This is a genomic window from Thermobaculum sp. T2p (genome assembly GCF_059335935.1).
This window is the reverse complement of record NZ_JANZYQ010000020.1, coordinates 66,556-81,232: the sequence shown is the minus strand read 5'-3', so window position 1 is coordinate 81,232 and position 14,677 is coordinate 66,556. Positions and strand designations below refer to the sequence as shown.

General features: G+C 45.6%; 17 protein-coding genes. 10 read left to right on the top strand and 7 right to left on the bottom strand.

Annotation, left to right across the window (positions count from 1 at the left end; all coding sequences use genetic code 11):
- The first annotated feature begins 16 nt into the window (after positions 1-16).
- Both N2245_RS10085 and N2245_RS10080 read left to right on the top strand, forming a co-directional pair.
- The gene (locus tag N2245_RS10085) at positions 17-757 is read left to right on the top strand and encodes an amino acid ABC transporter permease (RefSeq protein WP_494536602.1); all 741 of its coding nucleotides are present in this window, start codon (positions 17-19) and stop codon (positions 755-757) included.
- Entirely contained in the window at positions 754-1,524 is a 771-nt protein-coding gene (locus N2245_RS10080) for an amino acid ABC transporter ATP-binding protein (protein WP_494536601.1), read from the top strand. The genes N2245_RS10085 and N2245_RS10080 overlap by 4 nt, the downstream gene beginning before the upstream one ends.
- A 31-nt stretch (positions 1,525-1,555) precedes the next feature.
- Here N2245_RS10080 and N2245_RS10075 read toward each other — a convergent pair whose 3' ends face one another.
- The 7 genes from N2245_RS10075 to nusA all read right to left on the bottom strand — a co-directional run bounded on the left by N2245_RS10075 (position 1,556) and on the right by nusA (position 8,842).
- Positions 1,556-3,076: a YifB family Mg chelatase-like AAA ATPase gene (locus tag N2245_RS10075; protein ID WP_494536600.1), complete on the bottom strand. Its 1,521-nt coding sequence runs from the start codon at positions 3,074-3,076 to the stop codon at positions 1,556-1,558.
- Positions 3,077-3,153: 77 nt separating this feature from the next.
- Positions 3,154-4,128, bottom strand: a complete 975-nt coding sequence (locus N2245_RS10070) for a bifunctional riboflavin kinase/FAD synthetase (protein WP_494536599.1) — start codon at positions 4,126-4,128, stop codon at positions 3,154-3,156.
- A 4-nt stretch (positions 4,129-4,132) separates the two neighbouring features.
- Entirely contained in the window at positions 4,133-5,038 is a 906-nt protein-coding gene (gene truB, locus N2245_RS10065; RefSeq protein WP_494536598.1) for a tRNA pseudouridine(55) synthase TruB, read from the bottom strand.
- Entirely contained in the window at positions 5,013-5,378 is a 366-nt protein-coding gene (gene rbfA / locus N2245_RS10060; protein WP_494536597.1) for a 30S ribosome-binding factor RbfA, read from the bottom strand. The genes truB and rbfA overlap by 26 nt, the downstream gene beginning before the upstream one ends.
- 1 nt (position 5,379) lies before the next feature.
- Positions 5,380-7,350, bottom strand: a complete 1,971-nt coding sequence (gene infB, locus N2245_RS10055) for a translation initiation factor IF-2 (protein ID WP_494536596.1) — start codon at positions 7,348-7,350, stop codon at positions 5,380-5,382.
- Between the two features lie 52 nt (positions 7,351-7,402).
- Positions 7,403-7,705 carry an RNase P modulator RnpM gene (gene rnpM, locus N2245_RS10050; RefSeq protein ID WP_494536595.1) on the bottom strand — a complete coding sequence of 101 codons (303 nt, stop codon included), beginning with the start codon at positions 7,703-7,705 and terminating at the stop codon, positions 7,403-7,405.
- An 18-nt stretch (positions 7,706-7,723) separates the two neighbouring features.
- Positions 7,724-8,842 (bottom strand): transcription termination factor NusA, encoded by a 1,119-nt coding sequence (nusA, locus tag N2245_RS10045; protein WP_494536594.1) that lies wholly within the window; start codon positions 8,840-8,842, stop codon positions 7,724-7,726.
- A 246-nt stretch (positions 8,843-9,088) separates the two neighbouring features.
- Between nusA and gap the strand changes: the two genes are divergently transcribed.
- From gap to rnc, 8 genes are all read left to right on the top strand, one after another.
- The gene (gene gap / locus N2245_RS10040) at positions 9,089-10,099 is read left to right on the top strand and encodes a type I glyceraldehyde-3-phosphate dehydrogenase (protein WP_494536593.1); all 1,011 of its coding nucleotides are present in this window, start codon (positions 9,089-9,091) and stop codon (positions 10,097-10,099) included.
- A gap of 1 nt (position 10,100) precedes the next feature.
- Positions 10,101-11,270: a phosphoglycerate kinase gene (locus tag N2245_RS10035; RefSeq protein ID WP_494536592.1), complete on the top strand. Its 1,170-nt coding sequence runs from the start codon at positions 10,101-10,103 to the stop codon at positions 11,268-11,270.
- Positions 11,263-12,015, top strand: a complete 753-nt coding sequence (gene tpiA, locus N2245_RS10030) for a triose-phosphate isomerase (protein WP_494536591.1) — start codon at positions 11,263-11,265, stop codon at positions 12,013-12,015. The genes N2245_RS10035 and tpiA overlap by 8 nt, the downstream gene beginning before the upstream one ends.
- A 41-nt stretch (positions 12,016-12,056) precedes the next feature.
- Complete coding sequence (gene secG / locus N2245_RS10025) at positions 12,057-12,278, top strand: preprotein translocase subunit SecG (protein ID WP_494536590.1); 222 nt, start codon at positions 12,057-12,059, stop codon at positions 12,276-12,278.
- Positions 12,279-12,312: 34 nt separating this feature from the next.
- Positions 12,313-12,501: a twin-arginine translocase TatA/TatE family subunit gene (locus tag N2245_RS10020; protein ID WP_012874869.1), complete on the top strand. Its 189-nt coding sequence runs from the start codon at positions 12,313-12,315 to the stop codon at positions 12,499-12,501.
- Positions 12,502-12,643: 142 nt separating this feature from the next.
- Positions 12,644-13,366, top strand: a complete 723-nt coding sequence (lepB, locus tag N2245_RS10015; protein WP_494536589.1) for a signal peptidase I — start codon at positions 12,644-12,646, stop codon at positions 13,364-13,366.
- A 41-nt stretch (positions 13,367-13,407) separates the two neighbouring features.
- A complete protein-coding gene (locus N2245_RS10010) occupies positions 13,408-13,950 on the top strand; it encodes a bifunctional nuclease family protein (RefSeq protein WP_494536588.1) in 543 nt (180 codons plus the stop codon).
- A gap of 12 nt (positions 13,951-13,962) precedes the next feature.
- Positions 13,963-14,667, top strand: a complete 705-nt coding sequence (gene rnc, locus N2245_RS10005; RefSeq protein ID WP_494536587.1) for a ribonuclease III — start codon at positions 13,963-13,965, stop codon at positions 14,665-14,667.
- The last annotated feature ends 10 nt before the right edge of the window (positions 14,668-14,677 follow it).

Sequence of the window (14,677 nt, the reverse complement as noted above, 5' to 3'; positions counted from 1 at the left end):
ATCGGGATTTTGAGAGATGAACTTTGATCCGGCAATATTTTGGGAGTACTTATTTCACCCTTCTATAGTTAGAGGGGCCGAGTTAACTATATTTCTCTCTGTAATATCACAGCTTCTTGGCATATTGCTGGGATTGGTAGCGGCTTTGGGGAGAATATCTCATAGTCGTATACCTGTATTCAGGTGGATAAGCGGTTTCTACATATGGCTTTTCAGAGGTACACCTCTGCTTGTACAGATAATATTCGTCTATTTTGCCATTCCGCAACTTACTAATCAGAAAGTAGTGATACCAGAGGTGCCATCAGCAATAATAGCTCTCAGCCTGAACGAGGGCGCGTACATGGCTGAGATTATACGTGCAGGCATTCTTTCTGTTGAGGGCGGCCAAATGGAGGCCGCCCTCTCCTTAGGTATGACTAGGTGGCTAGCAATGAGAAGGATAATTCTTCCTCAGGCTATAAGGATAATTATTCCTCCCACAGGTAATGAGTTTATCTCAATGCTCAAAAATACCTCCCTTGTGGCCGTTATAAGCGCTCATGAGCTGCTCTTCGCTACCCAGGAGATATATAGTGCTACATTCAGATACTTCGAGCTGCTCACTATAGCTTCTCTGTGGTATCTTGCTATGACTACCGTAGCCTCTTACTTGCAAGGCAAACTAGAGAGAAGGTTTGAAAGAGGATTTGTGCGTGAGCCTCAAGCAGCAGGTCTCTTTGGAAGGATGATGACAGGAGCTCTGAGAAGAGGATGAATGCTCAGAATGCTATGGTCTATGTAGAAGATGTTCATAAGAAGTTTGGGCACATAGAGGTGCTTCGAGGAATAACCCTGGAGGTCCAAAAAGGTCAGACTATAGTTATAATTGGTCCTAGCGGATCTGGGAAGAGCACACTCCTGAGATGTATAAACCATCTTGAAAAAGTAGAATCAGGGCGCATATATCTAGAAGGTCACCTTGTAGGGTATAAAGAGGTTAACGGCAGACTTATAGAGTTGTCCCCCAAAGCTGTAGCTCGGCAGCGTGCCGAAATAGGCATGGTGTTCCAACGTTTCAACCTTTTCTCACATATGACGGCTTTGGAGAATATCATAGAGGCTCCTATTCACGTCCGCGGTATTCCCAGGAAACAGGCTATAGAAGAGGGCTTGAGCCTACTATCTAAGGTGGGGCTTGCTGATAAGGCTAATAGTTATCCTAGCCAGCTTTCTGGAGGACAGCAACAGAGGGTAGCTATAGCTAGGGCCCTAGCTATGCATCCTAAGGTTATGCTGTTTGATGAGCCCACTTCAGCTCTTGATCCTGAATTGGTGGGAGAGGTTCTTATGGTTATGGAAAACCTTGCTTATGAAGGTATGACCATGATTGTTGTGACTCACGAGATGGGATTTGCCCGTAAGGTTGCTGATGAAGTCGTATTTATGGATCACGGTGTTATTTTGGAACAAGGCAAGCCCGAGGACATATTCAGCAATCCTCAACATGACCGCACGCGCACTTTTCTACGTGCTATACTCTAAGCCTTCTGGACTGGTTCTAACTAAACAAATGTTAGTTTATCTCTCTGCGCCTGTATTGTATAGCCTCCGCTACATGTGATGTTTGTATCTGATCGTAACCCTCTAGATCTGCTATTGTTCGGGCTAACTTGAGTATTCTATGGTAGGCCCTTGCTGATAGGCCAAGTTGTTGCACGGCCATTTTCAGAATTGCTTGACCCTTTTCGTTTAGCTGGCAGTAACGTCGTATGTCAGCAGGATTCATGTTTGAGTTTTGCTTGTGAGGATTATTATCAAACCTCTTTTTCTGTATCTCTCTTGCCTTTTCCACTCGCTCCCTTATATTCTTTGAGCTTTCTCCTGTTCCTCGAGAAGCTAATTTCTCAAATTCCACTCTGGGAACCTCAATGTGGATGTCTATCCGGTCCATCAATGGCCCAGACAGCTTCTTTTGGTAGCGAGTGATGGCAGCTGGAGAACACTGACACTCTCTTACCGGATCCCCAGCGTATCCACATGGGCATGGGTTCATGGCTCCAACCAACAGAAAGTCAGCCGGTAGTGTAATGGTGCCAGAAACTCGGCTAATGGTAACTACTCTATCTTCCAGTGGTTGCCTCAATAACTCGAGGATGTTCTGCGCAAATTCCGGCATCTCATCAAGGAATAAAACTCCTCGGTGTGCAAGACTAACTTCGCCAGGTTTGGGTTGTCTTCCGCCTCCAATCAATCCCGCGTAAGATATAGTGTGATGAGGTGCTCGAAAAGGTCTCTCTGTTATCAAAGGTCTATTCTTAGGGAGTAGCCCTGCTACGCTATAGATCTTGGTAACTTCCAGCGCTTCTTCTGTATACATTCTGGGTAGTATGGTTGGTAACGATCTAGCTAGCAACGTCTTCCCAGATCCAGGAGGCCCTGACATAAGGATGTTATGATGACCCGCTGCTGCTATCTCTAGGGCTCTCTTTGCATGGTCTTGCCCTTTTATTTCTGACATGTCTGTCAGACCTTCTATAGCAGCCTCGTCTTGCCATCCTGCACTATTAGTAAAAGGTACTATGGGGGCTTCACCTCTTAGGTGTGCTGCCAACTCTCCAAGTGTGTGTACTGGGTAAATAGTTACATTTGGTATAAGGCTTGCCTCCGGTGCATCCTCCTTGGGAACGAATACCTGAGAGAAGCCTTCTTCCATGGCAGTGCTTACCATAGAGATTATGCCGTTTACATGTCGTACTGTCCCATCTAATCCAAGCTCTCCTATGAACACTGATTTCGGCGTTGAGGTGTTGGCCTGGCCTGAAGCTATTAATATGCCCACCGCAATTGGAAGATCATATGCTGGTCCTGCTTTTCGAAGGTCTGCTGGTGCCATATTTACTGTGATCTTTCTGTTAGGGAAAGCGCATCCCGAGTTCTTGATGGCTGTTCTAACTCTCTCCTTAGCTTCTTGAACTGCGGTATCTGGAAGACCTACTATGGTAAAGGTGGGTAAGCCTGGCCCTATGTCTACTTCGATGTCTACTAGTGCACCATTTAGCCCTATAACTGCACAACTAGCAACGCTTGCGAGCATAGAAACCCCTTCTGTATAGATATAGAACTTTACTTATGGTCCCCTTTGCGCCACACTGCTACCTGATTTATAGGAGCTTATCTATTCTGCTGGACCTGATTCCTCAGCCTTGATGAGGCTAGAGACCTAATGTTGGCAACATCTCGATCCATTTGATCTATGAGATCTTCTACAGACGCGAACTTGAGCTCGTCTCTAATTCTGTGAATGAATTCAAGTTTGAGTGTCCTGTCGTAAAGGTCACCATACCAGTCCAGTAAGTAGGCTTCTATTGTTCTTTCTCCACCTCCAAAAGTGGGCCTAGTGCCTATGCTTACTGCAGCTACTTTTGGTTGTGTTGATGGTTCATCTAGATAGGCATCGCAGTAGTAGATGCCATTGTATGGCACGACTATATCGCTGCTTATACTGAGGTTTGCTGTGGGATAACCTAGCTGCCTGCCCCTCCCCTCACCATGTACCACTGTTCCTTTGATGTAATAGTTACGGCCAAGGAGAGAGGCTGCTGATTCTACATCTCCCTCTTGGGTCAATAGATGCCTTATTCGAGTACTCGAGACAGGCTGCCCATGAATATATAGTGTTGGCACTGATATAAGCTCCCATCCAAGTTCCTGTCCAAGAACATCTAGTTCTTTGACTCCGGCTTCTCGGTTACGACCTGTGCGGAAGTTTTCACCCACTACTAGTGCTGCTGGCACTATCCATTTTGAAAGGAGTTCGAAAAACTCCTTTGCCGTTAGCTTGGCTAGCTCTAGATCGAAATTAATGCACCATACATGGTTGATGCCCATATCGGCAAGAAGGTCTAGTCTGTCTTCTAAGGGCAGTAGTTGAGGAACTTTACTCCCGCTAAGTACATATCTAGGATGCGGGTGAAATGTGATGGCAGTACTTTCTAAGCCATGTTCTTCAGCTATTGCTAGTGTCTTTTTGATTATTGCCTGGTGCCCAAGATGTAAACCATCGAAGGTCCCCATAGTTATTACTTGAGGCCCTGGGGATTCTCGGTATGGCCTTTCGTGGATAAGCGAAGAGATGTATTTATGCATACGATTACTTTAGCATTATACGAGGGAATAGTGTATTATCTCTATACTCAGCAAGACCAACTATTTCTCCGTTGGCACTATATATTCTTACTAGAGGAACAGTTTCTTCCGATATATCTGCCATTTTTACCGTCGCTCCATTACTTATCCTATGGACCTCTAGCTCGTCCAGCACGACTGCTGGTAAGTGGGTAAGTGCGTCATCTGGAGGATGTACCAAAGCAGCCTGTAGATCGTTGTCTGTCGATTCCAATTCCTCTATAGTTATGGAACTCTCGATGCTAAATGCCCCTACACTTGTTCTTACGAGCTTGCTGAGGTACCCGTATGCTCCTAGACGCTCAGCTATATCCTCGGCAAGCGAGCGTATGTATGTACCCGATGAGCAAGATATAGCTAGTTTTAGGGTACAATCTCGAAATTCCAACACCTCTAGCGAGTAAATTTCTACCTTGCGAGTAGGCAAGGTCAATTCTTTCCCTTGTCTAGCTAATTCGTAAGCTCTCCTACCTTCGATCCTAATTGCAGAATATTTGGGAGGATTTTGCTCTATTTGACCTATAAACTCTGGTAATATCTCCGCTATATCTTTTGGCCTAGGGATAATGTCCGATTGGGCAATGATATCTCCCTCTAAATCGCCAGTAGAGGTCTTGAACCCAAAGGACAAGTCGGCTACATAAGACTTGGGACGTGAATGGATAATATCGGCTAGCCGATTTGCTTTGCCCATAGCAATGGGCAGCACGCCTGTTGCGAATGGATCTAGTGTCCCTACGTGCCCTACACGTCTGGTACCAAACAGTCTTTTTATCCTATTGACTACCCACTGAGAAGTAACGCCGAGAGGTTTATTGATTACAACGAAGCCATTGAGAGATTCTTTACTCTGATTCTTTCTGTCTGTCATCTGGGGGTAGGACTTGGTTTAACAGTTGGCTTATACGTATAGCCTCTGCGGCACTTCTGTCTGGCTCAAACCTTAGTTCGGCCATTTTCCTGAGCCTTATGCGTTTGGCAAGCTCGGATCTGAGGAATCCGGAAGCTCTTCTAAGTGCTTTCATGGTTTCCTTCTCATCTTCCTCAGATCCGAGCACGCTTACGTGTATAGTTGCATGCTCCAAGTCGGGAGATACCTCTACAGCGGTAACAGTTACGAACCCAATCCTAGGATCCCTTACTTCCTGTACAAGAAGCTCACTTATATGTCTTTTGATTTCCTGAGCTACTTGCTCAGTCCTTCTACTCATGCTATTGCCTACTAACCTGCTCTGTATGATAGAACTCTACGTGGTCGCCCTCTTGGAAATCGTTGAAGTTGGCTACAGTGAGTCCGCATTCGTATCCTGCTGCCACTTCTCGGACATCATCTTTGAAGCGTTTGAGAGAGGATACTGTTCCGTCGTATATGACCGCTCCGTTTCTAATCACCCTGACTCTGCTATTTCTAAGCGCTTTACCATCTAGAACATAGAGACCAGCAGCTTGTTCCTTATTAGGAAGTCTGAATACAGCTCTCACTTCTGCGTAGCCGTCTATAACCTCCTTGGATTCTGGCTCTAGTAGACCTGCTAGAGCGGCCTTTACATCGTCGAGCAAGTTGTATATGACGTTATAGTAACGGATATCGATCTTCTCAGCTTCAGCAGTCTTGCGCGCGGCAGGGTCAGGTCTGACATTAAACCCGATAATGATCGCGTTGGAAGCCGCAGCCAGTTTCACGTCTGACTCTGAAATGGTTCCAGTACCTGAATAGATGATAGATATCTTGGCACCTTCTTCTTGAACCTGCGAGAGCGCATGTTGTATGGCTCCAATGGAACCTTGCACGTCTGCTTTCAAGATGATGTTAAGCTCTTTCTCTTTGCTATCTGAGGCGTTCTTGAATAGCTCCTCAAGCGTTGCTGGGCGGTTACTAGCCAATGCAGCTGCTTGAGCGGCCTTGGCCCTTTGGAGAGCAACCTGCTTGGCAAGTTTTTCATCGGTGACGACGAGCAATTTATCTCCAGCCTCAGGTACCCCCTCTAGCCCTATGATCCTTGCTGGAGTAGAAGGCTCGGCCTTCCTCAGCTTCTGTCCCTTGTCATCGAACATTACCCTGATTCTGCCAGTTACAGATCCGACAAGCACAAAATCTCTGGGCTTGAGTGTACCATTCTGAACTAGTACTGTGGCTGTTGGCCCCTGATTGGGGTCTAGGTGAGCCTCGATTATTGTGCCTTCAGCCAACCGTGTAGGATCTGCCTTGAGTTCGCGCATGTCTGCCACTAGGAGCAATATAGATAGTAGATCTTGGATGCCCTCACCAGTTAGAGCAGATACAGGTATGAATGGGGTATCTCCACCCCAGTCATCGGGAACGAGGCCCTGCTCTGAAAGTTGTTGCTTGACTCTGTCTGGATTTGCTCCCTCTCGGTCTATCTTGTTGATAGCTACGACTATGGGCACGTTGGCAGCTCTGGCATGTGCTAGAGCCTCAAGTGTCTGGGGTCTAACACCATCATCTGCAGCTACCACTAGCACTACTATATCTGTTACCTGGGCACCACGTGCCCTCATGGCTGTAAATGCCTCATGCCCGGGTGTGTCCAGGAAGGTTATCTTTCTGCCTTGGTACTCTACTTGGTAAGCACCTATGTGTTGCGTGATACCTCCAGCTTCACCCGCTACTACATTCGTCTTTCTGATGGTATCAAGCAGCTTGGTCTTACCATGATCAACATGACCCATTACGGTAATAACAGGAGGCCTGGGTTGGAGAACGCCCTTAGATACTCTTTTTTGCTCTTCCTCCAATTCGGCCAGCAGTTTTTCCTCATCTGTTTGAGGAACAACGAGTCGTGTCTCGTAGCCTAGCTCGGAAGCTATAATCTCCGCTGTGTCATAATCTATCTGTTGGTTGATAGTTACCATGATGCCGTTTTGCATCAAAGTCCTTATGACATCAGCAGAACTGACTCCCAGAGAATCAGCTAATTCCTTGACAGTCATAGTAGGAGGAAGTTCGATGATTCTTCTGACCCTTACGGCAGTAGCAGCTCTCCCCGCCTGTGGACCTCCCCTTACAGGTCTTTCTCTACTCCTGACAGCGGCTCGAGTAGTAGGTTGTTTGGTAGCTCCTGCCTTTCTGCTCTTAGGACGTTTAGCTACAGGAACCTCGTCTTCCTCAAGTATTTCTTCCAGATCTTCAATTGTCTCCAAATCCAAATCTCTATCTGCCATCACTAAAAACCTTCAAACCCTTTTCCATACTAATTATCAAACACTGCTCTTATTAAGTTTCTTCCGAATCATCAGAAGAGGCAAGGTTCCTCAACTCAGATATTACCTCTTCTCCTATATTTGCTTTCAAGCTTCTTGAAAGTGCATTACTTGCGATAGCCTGTTCTATACAATCAAGGCTCTGATGTACGTATGCACCTCTACCTGCTTTCCTGCCAGTAGGATCTACCTCTACTATACCATCAGGACGACGCACTACCCTGATGAGTGTGCGCTTACCTTCTACTTGTTTGCACCCCACGCAAGTTCTCTGAGGTTGTCTTCTTACTCTGATTATCTGTCCCTTTTTTGGCATATCTAAACGCAATACGTCTTACTCGGATATAGTTTCTGCTGAAACGTCTTGTTCTAGTCTGTCTGTTTGCTCTTCTGATACTGCTGTGGAGGAACTAGAGAAATGCTCTACATTTTCTGGGCTTCTAATGTCAATCCTCCATCCTGTGAGGTTTGCAGCCAGTCGAGCGTTTTGGCCATCTTTTCCTATTGCAAGGGATAGCTGCTTTTCTGGCACTATAACAGTAGCGGTTTTGGTTTCTTTGTCCAATATTACTTCGTTGACTTGTGCAGGGCTCAGTGCCCTAGCTATAAAAGTAGCTGGGTCATCGCTCCATTGTATAATGTCGATCTTCTCCCCTTGCAACTCGTCTACTACATTCTGGACACGGGTACCTCTGACACCTACACAGCTACCCACAGGGTCAATCCCAGGTTGCCTTGCCGACACCGCTATCTTCGATCTTACTCCGGGTATTCTTGCTATGGCCTTGATCTCTACAGACCCGTTATATATCTCAGGAACTTCTATCTCAAATAGCCTCTTTAGAAGATTTTTATCCCTGCGGGAGACAATGAGCTGAGGTCCCCTGGGTGTTTTAACAACCTTTAGCAGTAGTACCTTCAGTCTCTGACCAGGTTTGTAGTTTTCGCTTTCTACTTGCTCGGCTTTGGGCATAATAGCTTCTGCTTTGCCTAGCTGGACTATAACCAAGCCGTTCTCTACTCTCTGGACTACTCCTGTTACCAGTTCTCCTTCTCTGTCTCCGAATTCTTTGTATATTGTTTCGTGCTCAGCCTCTCGAATCTTCTGCAGCATCACCTGCTTAGTCATCTGAGCGGCGATTCGGCCGAAGGTATCGGGGGTAACATCCTGATAGATGGTGCTACCTATCCTGGCATCTTTATTGATCTTCTTTGCATCCGCTAGGCTTATCTGGGTCTTGGGATCTTTGACATTTTCCACTACTTGCAGGACACGATAGACAGTCGCCTGTCCGGTGTTGGGATCTATCTTGACCTCTATGTCACCGGAGGCATCGTAGTTTTTACGGTATACAGCTTTAACTGCCTCTTCTACTGATTTAATAAGCACATCTCTAGGGATGCCTCTTTCAAGACTTAACTGGGAGATGGCTGCATAGAATTCGCCTCTCATATGCCCTCCGACCAAATCACCTTGTATAACTTTTTATATAAATAAAAAAGTGGGTTGCCCCACTTCCCTTCTTACTTCTTACTCCGTTTGACGTATTATAACAGTTAGTGACGATTCTCTTCAAGAAATTATTATTTACCCTCCCTTTCTTCTTTTGCTGATTGCTATAATGACCGCAATCTAAGTGTTTTTTCTATAAACCGATTGATCAAAAATTATCTATATAAAAACTAGGGAGGGAAACTGGTGGCTCGAGTTGCTATTAACGGTTTTGGGAGAATTGGTCGACAGGTTTTTAAAGCTATACGTACTTATTATCCCGATGACATAGAAATTGTAGCCATAAACGATCTCACCAGTAGCGATGTCTTAGCTCATCTTCTAAAGTACGATACTAATTATGGTAGATACGAAGCTGAGATATGGGCATCGGATGGTCAGCTTAGAGTTGATGACCTCGAGATATCTGTTTTCGCTGAGAGAGACTGGACTAAGCTGCCTTGGGGAGATTTGGATATAGACTTCGTCATAGAGTCTTCTGGAGTAGGGACCGATGGAGCTCGTGCGAAAGCTCATATTGATGCAGGTGCCAAGAAGGTCTTGATAACTGCTCCAGCCAAGAATGAGGATATAACCGTTGTTCTCGGGGTAAATGATGATAAGTATGACCCTAACAAACACAATATAATTTCGAACGCCTCATGTACTACCAATGCTCTAGCTCCAATCGCGAAGGTTATGCTAGAACATTTCGGTATCGTACGTGGCCTTCTTACCACCATCCACTCATATACTAATGACCAGGTGATACTTGATGCTCCTCATAAAGATCTTCGTAGAGCCAGAGCTGCAGGAGCTAACATTATACCTACAACCACCGGTGCTGCTAGGGCAGTGGGGTTGGTTCTGCCAGAGCTTAAGGGTAAGTTCGATGGTTTCTCACTACGTGTACCTACCCCGACGGTTAGCATAATAGACTTCGTAGTGGAGGTCGAGAAGGATGTGACTGTCGAAGAGGTAAACTGTAGCTTTAAAGAGGCAGCGAATGGCAGGTTGAGTAGGATTCTAGGTTATACCGAGGAACCTCTGGTATCATCAGACTTCAAAGAGGACACTCACTCCACGATAGTCGATGGTCTGTCTACGATGGTGATAGGCGGAAAGATGGTCAAGGTAATTTCCTGGTACGATAATGAGTGGGGCTATTCCGTCAGGGTGGCTGATCTTGCTGCTATGATAGCTGCGAGCATGGCTTAGCATGCGCACACTCGAATCTCTAGATGTAAAAGGGCGGACAGTCTTAGTCCGCGTGGATTTCAATGTCCCATTATCTGATACGGGTGTTATTCTGGATGACACCCGTATCAGGGCAGCTATACCCACCCTGACAAGATTATTTGAGCTAGGGGCATCCAAGCTGGTTCTAGCTTCCCACCTTGGTAGGCCCAAGGGGCAGTTCAATCCGAAGTACAGCATGGCTCTTGTTGTAGACCGTGTTTCCGATCTATTAGGCAGGCCTGTTCAGTTGCTTCCTCTTGATCTTGAACAAGCAAGGCAAGTTATACAAAACTCCGGAGAAGGCTCAGTATTTCTACTAGAAAACACTAGGTTCTATCCTGGTGAGGAAAAGAACGATATACAATTTGCACATCAACTCGCGAGCTTAGCAGACGTATATGTGAACGATGCATTTGGCTCCGCCCACAGGGCACATGCGAGTACCGAGGCCGTAGCAAAACTGTTACCCTCAGCCGCCGGACTGCTTATGGAGAAGGAAGTCGAGGTCCTTACCAGTATTCTAAAATCTCCGAATAGGCCTTTTGTGGCTATTTTGGGGGGGGCCAAGGTATCGGATAAATTAGGAGTCATCTCGAATCTGTTACCACGCGTTGATAAGGTGCTTATAGGTGGAGCAATGGCCAATACTTTCCTCCTAGCCCAAGGGTTGAAGGTAGGTAAGAGCCTAGTGGAAGCGGACATGATAGATACTGCACAACGACTGCTAAGCGAGCAAAAAATAGAGTTGCCTATTGATGTAGTAGTTGCTACTAGTTTGCAAGATACTAATAGTAAGGAAATAGTTGGGGTTAACTCAGTGCCGGAAGATAAGTCCATATATGACATAGGGCCGAGGACGATCGAAAACTACTCTAGTGTTATAGCGACTGCTTCTACCGTTTTTTGGAATGGTCCTATGGGAGTATTTGAGACCGAGAGTTTTGCTGACGGAACCTACGCAATAGCAAGGGCTGTCGCGAATTGTAGTGGATTTACTGTTGTTGGGGGCGGAGACTCGGTATCTGCTTTGGAGAACTCAGGCATGTCTTCTTTGGTTGATCATGTGTCTACTGGGGGAGGTGCATCGCTCGAATTCCTGGAGGGCAAAAAGTTACCTGGTATAGCAGTTCTGGAGGATAACAATGCGTAAACCTCTAGTTGCAGGTAATTGGAAAATGCACACCAATTCCTCTCAGGCTCAGGCTTTAGCATCCTCTGTCGTATCAAGAGTTTCATCCGTGACGGATGTTGAGGTTGTTCTTTGCCCCCCGTTTGTTTGGCTTGAAAGAGTGGCAAGTTTAGTTAGGGAAACCGGGATACTTGTCGGAGCTCAAGATACATTTTGGGAGGATTGGGGTGCGTACACAGGAGAGATATCTCCACTGCAGCTCAGTGAGATGTGCAGCTACGTCATAGTTGGTCATTCTGAAAGGCGACATATTATCGGAGAAACTGATGAAATAGTAGCTAGGAAAGCTAGAGCTGTGTCCAGAGCAGGAATGGTCCCTATACTAGCTGTTGGGGAGCTGGAGCAGGAGTACAAAGAAGGAATCTCCAAGGAGATCGTTAGTAATCAGCTCTCTGCTGTCCTTTCTGATGGTTGGGACCATGAAATCGTAATCGCATATGAGCCTGTTTGGGCCATAGGAACGGGTCTGGCTGCTTCAGCTCTGTATGCTCAGGATATGGCAGCGTTTATAAGAGAGCAACTTGGTTCATATGGGCTCAATCAAGAGAATGTTAGAATACTCTACGGTGGTAGTGTCAATAGAGGTAATTTCAGAGAATTCATTGGTCAGAAAGATATTGATGGGGCTCTGGTAGGAGGAGCTAGTCTCAAGGCGGAAGAATTTGCCGAGCTAGTGATGATGGCTTCTCCTGCTATGGTTGATTAGAAATTATTACCCTGTTATAATGCCGAGCAGAGGATATAGAGTTGGAAACATCTATAAAGATAGCTGAGATTATAGTCTCTATACTTTTGATAGTTGTTATTCTAATGCAAAGTAAGAGTAGCAGCTTCAGTGGTGCTTTCGGTGGAGATCCGGGTTCAATTTATCACACTAGGCGAGGGCTAGAGAAGACTCTCTTCCAACTCACAATAGTCCTAGCTGTGGTGTTTGTAGCTGTATCTCTGCTGAGCGTGGCGCTCTCGTAGTAAAATTAGTCTAGGAAGTCAGGAGGAAAAACAGATGCCATTCGGTTTAGGCGCTCCAGAGCTTATAATCATCTTAGTAATAGTGATGCTTGTGTTTGGTGTCGGGAAGTTGCCAGAGGTAGGTGGGGCTCTTGGTAGAGGTATAAGGGAGTTTAAGGACAATCTTACAGGTAAAGAGCTGGAGGAAGATAAGACTGCGGAGCGCCAAGAACTCAAAGGCTAGTCCCGGTAACTAAATTTTGTTTTGAATTGTCTGGGCAGGAGTAATAAACTCCTGCTTTTGTTTTAGATGTTCCTTGTACTTAGATCCGATAAGATTTAGAATCCCATACAGAGATTGCAATTTCAGTGTTTGTGGGGTGATCGTGCAAAGAGATGTTGATAGTGCTACTTCGACAGAAGTAAGCCAAAGCGAAGTTGGATCTGTTAAAAAACGTAGCTTTGCTAGGGAATTATTAGAGACTCTGATACTGACCATAGTTATATTCGTGGGTGTCAGAGCCGTTGTGCAGTCCTTTAGAGTTGAAGGAGAGAGTATGTACCCTACCCTCCTGAACAACGAACTCGTTTTAGTAAACAAAGCTCTGTACTGGCATGTAGATAAGGATTCCCTTCTAGCTCGTATAGCTCTTGGTCCAGAAACAGGTACAGGCGATGTATATCTATTTCGAGCTCCACAGAGAGGTGACGTTATAGTATTTCATGCTACTAACGCTCAACCTGGCACGGATTATATAAAGAGGATAATAGGCGTCCCGGGTGATACGGTAACTATAGTCGATGGTTCTGTTTGGGTCAATGGCAGAAAGCTTACAGAACCTTATGTCCATGGTGTTACAACCGAAGCAATGCCTTTCTCTCAGAACACCTGGAAGGTGCCGGCCGGGAAGTTTTTTGTACTAGGTGATAATAGATATCATAGTAGTGATTCTAGAAGTTGGGGTTATGTCTCACTAAATGACATAATAGGTAAGGCGTTTTTCTCGTACTGGCCAGTTAGCAGGATAGGGCCTATCCCTGGAGGATTGAAGATAAGCAGTGTACACTTAGCTATTAGAGGGTTTGTATCATTACCAGTTTTGTCGTAGCTTTACGTCAGGTATTCGGGCTAGTCGGAGGAGAGGCGGCTATGATCGAGACAGTTATTCAAGCAGTCCGCATTAACGTAGTGAATGAACAACATGTAGTCCTCCTTAAAGAGGTGGGAGGCTCCAGGGTCATACCTATATGGATAGATCCATATCAAGCCCACCAAATAGCTCTTCACCTTGGTGGCAGGGAAATAGCAAGGCCTATGACCCACGATCTTATGACCTCTATAATTACGGAGATGGGAGGTGTGGTAGAGAGGGTAATCGTTAATGATCTTAGGGATCAGACCTTCTTTGCGCTCGTCGAGATAGATCAGGGCGGTAAGAAGTTGCTTATTGATTCGCGACCCAGCGATGCTATTAACTTGGCTATCCGGTCTAATGCATCTATTTACGTTGAAGATCACGTCATGGATCAAGCTGGTTTCGTGTTGCCTGTAGAACAAGAAGAGACTCAGTCTCCGGAACCTGAGAAAGAGTCTTCTGAGATCTCGGATGTAGACAATGAGCGCCTAGCAGTATTCAGAGAGTTTATAAATAGCCTTGACCTAGATGAGCCTAATCAGGAAAAGAAAGAATAAGAACTGGTAAGTATGAGCTCAAGCGATTCTTTCCTTACTCTTCAGGAGAGGTTGGGTTATAGTTTTAGGAACATAGAGCTGCTCAAGACAGCTCTTACCCACAGATCCTTTGCTAATGAGTCCTTGGAAAGGGCAGAGACTAATGAGAGGTTTGAGTTTCTTGGTGATTCTATCCTCTCATTCGTAGTGGGGGAGGCTTTGTTTAGGCTGTTCCCAAGGGCTAGTGAGGGTATTCTAACTAGAGCTAGAGCTCATCTTGTTGGTAGAAAGAACCTTGCAGATATATCTCGTACTTTAGGTATAGGAGATTTTATTTTACTGGGCAAAGGCGCAAGACTTTCTGGTAGTAACCAATCTGAAAGCGTGCTGGCTGATGCTCTGGAAGCGCTAATTGCAGCGGTGTATCTGGATTCAGATCTAGAAACATGTAGGTCTGTTGTATTTCGTTTACTACGTCTTAGCAAAGAAGAGCTAGAGCATTGGCTTGATGTGAAGGATAACAAGACACGCCTTCAAGAACTGTCTCACAGACTATATAGAACAAATCCCATTTACACAGTTATTGCTGCACCTCCAGTTCAAGATAATTTCATAGTCCAAGTAAAAGTAAACGATGTTTCTGCTCAGGGCGAGGGGAGAAGCAAATCTGAGGCTGAGCAAGAAGCTGCTAGAAAGGCTTTGGACGTCTTTGACTTCAAGACTTCCTCTTCAATATAGAGATACGAGG

Bases quoted from the DNA above. Each gene is read 5' to 3' on its own strand.
- N2245_RS10085 (WP_494536602.1), top strand. From the start codon at position 17: ATGAACTTTGATCCGGCAATATTTTGGGAGTACTTATTTCACCCTTCT.
- N2245_RS10080 (WP_494536601.1), top strand. From the start codon at position 754: ATGAATGCTCAGAATGCTATGGTCTATGTAGAAGATGTTCATAAGAAG.
- N2245_RS10075 (WP_494536600.1), bottom strand. From the start codon at position 3,076: ATGCTCGCAAGCGTTGCTAGTTGTGCAGTTATAGGGCTAAATGGTGCA.
- N2245_RS10070 (WP_494536599.1), bottom strand. From the start codon at position 4,128: ATGCATAAATACATCTCTTCGCTTATCCACGAAAGGCCATACCGAGAA.
- truB (WP_494536598.1), bottom strand. From the start codon at position 5,038: ATGACAGACAGAAAGAATCAGAGTAAAGAATCTCTCAATGGCTTCGTT.
- rbfA (WP_494536597.1), bottom strand. From the start codon at position 5,378: ATGAGTAGAAGGACTGAGCAAGTAGCTCAGGAAATCAAAAGACATATA.
- infB (WP_494536596.1), bottom strand. From the start codon at position 7,350: ATGGCAGATAGAGATTTGGATTTGGAGACAATTGAAGATCTGGAAGAA.
- rnpM (WP_494536595.1), bottom strand. From the start codon at position 7,705: ATGCCAAAAAAGGGACAGATAATCAGAGTAAGAAGACAACCTCAGAGA.
- nusA (WP_494536594.1), bottom strand. From the start codon at position 8,842: ATGAGAGGCGAATTCTATGCAGCCATCTCCCAGTTAAGTCTTGAAAGA.
- N2245_RS10035 (WP_494536592.1), top strand. From the start codon at position 10,101: ATGCGCACACTCGAATCTCTAGATGTAAAAGGGCGGACAGTCTTAGTC.
- tpiA (WP_494536591.1), top strand. From the start codon at position 11,263: ATGCGTAAACCTCTAGTTGCAGGTAATTGGAAAATGCACACCAATTCC.
- N2245_RS10020 (WP_012874869.1), top strand. From the start codon at position 12,313: ATGCCATTCGGTTTAGGCGCTCCAGAGCTTATAATCATCTTAGTAATA.
- N2245_RS10010 (WP_494536588.1), top strand. From the start codon at position 13,408: ATGATCGAGACAGTTATTCAAGCAGTCCGCATTAACGTAGTGAATGAA.
- rnc (WP_494536587.1), top strand. From the start codon at position 13,963: ATGAGCTCAAGCGATTCTTTCCTTACTCTTCAGGAGAGGTTGGGTTAT.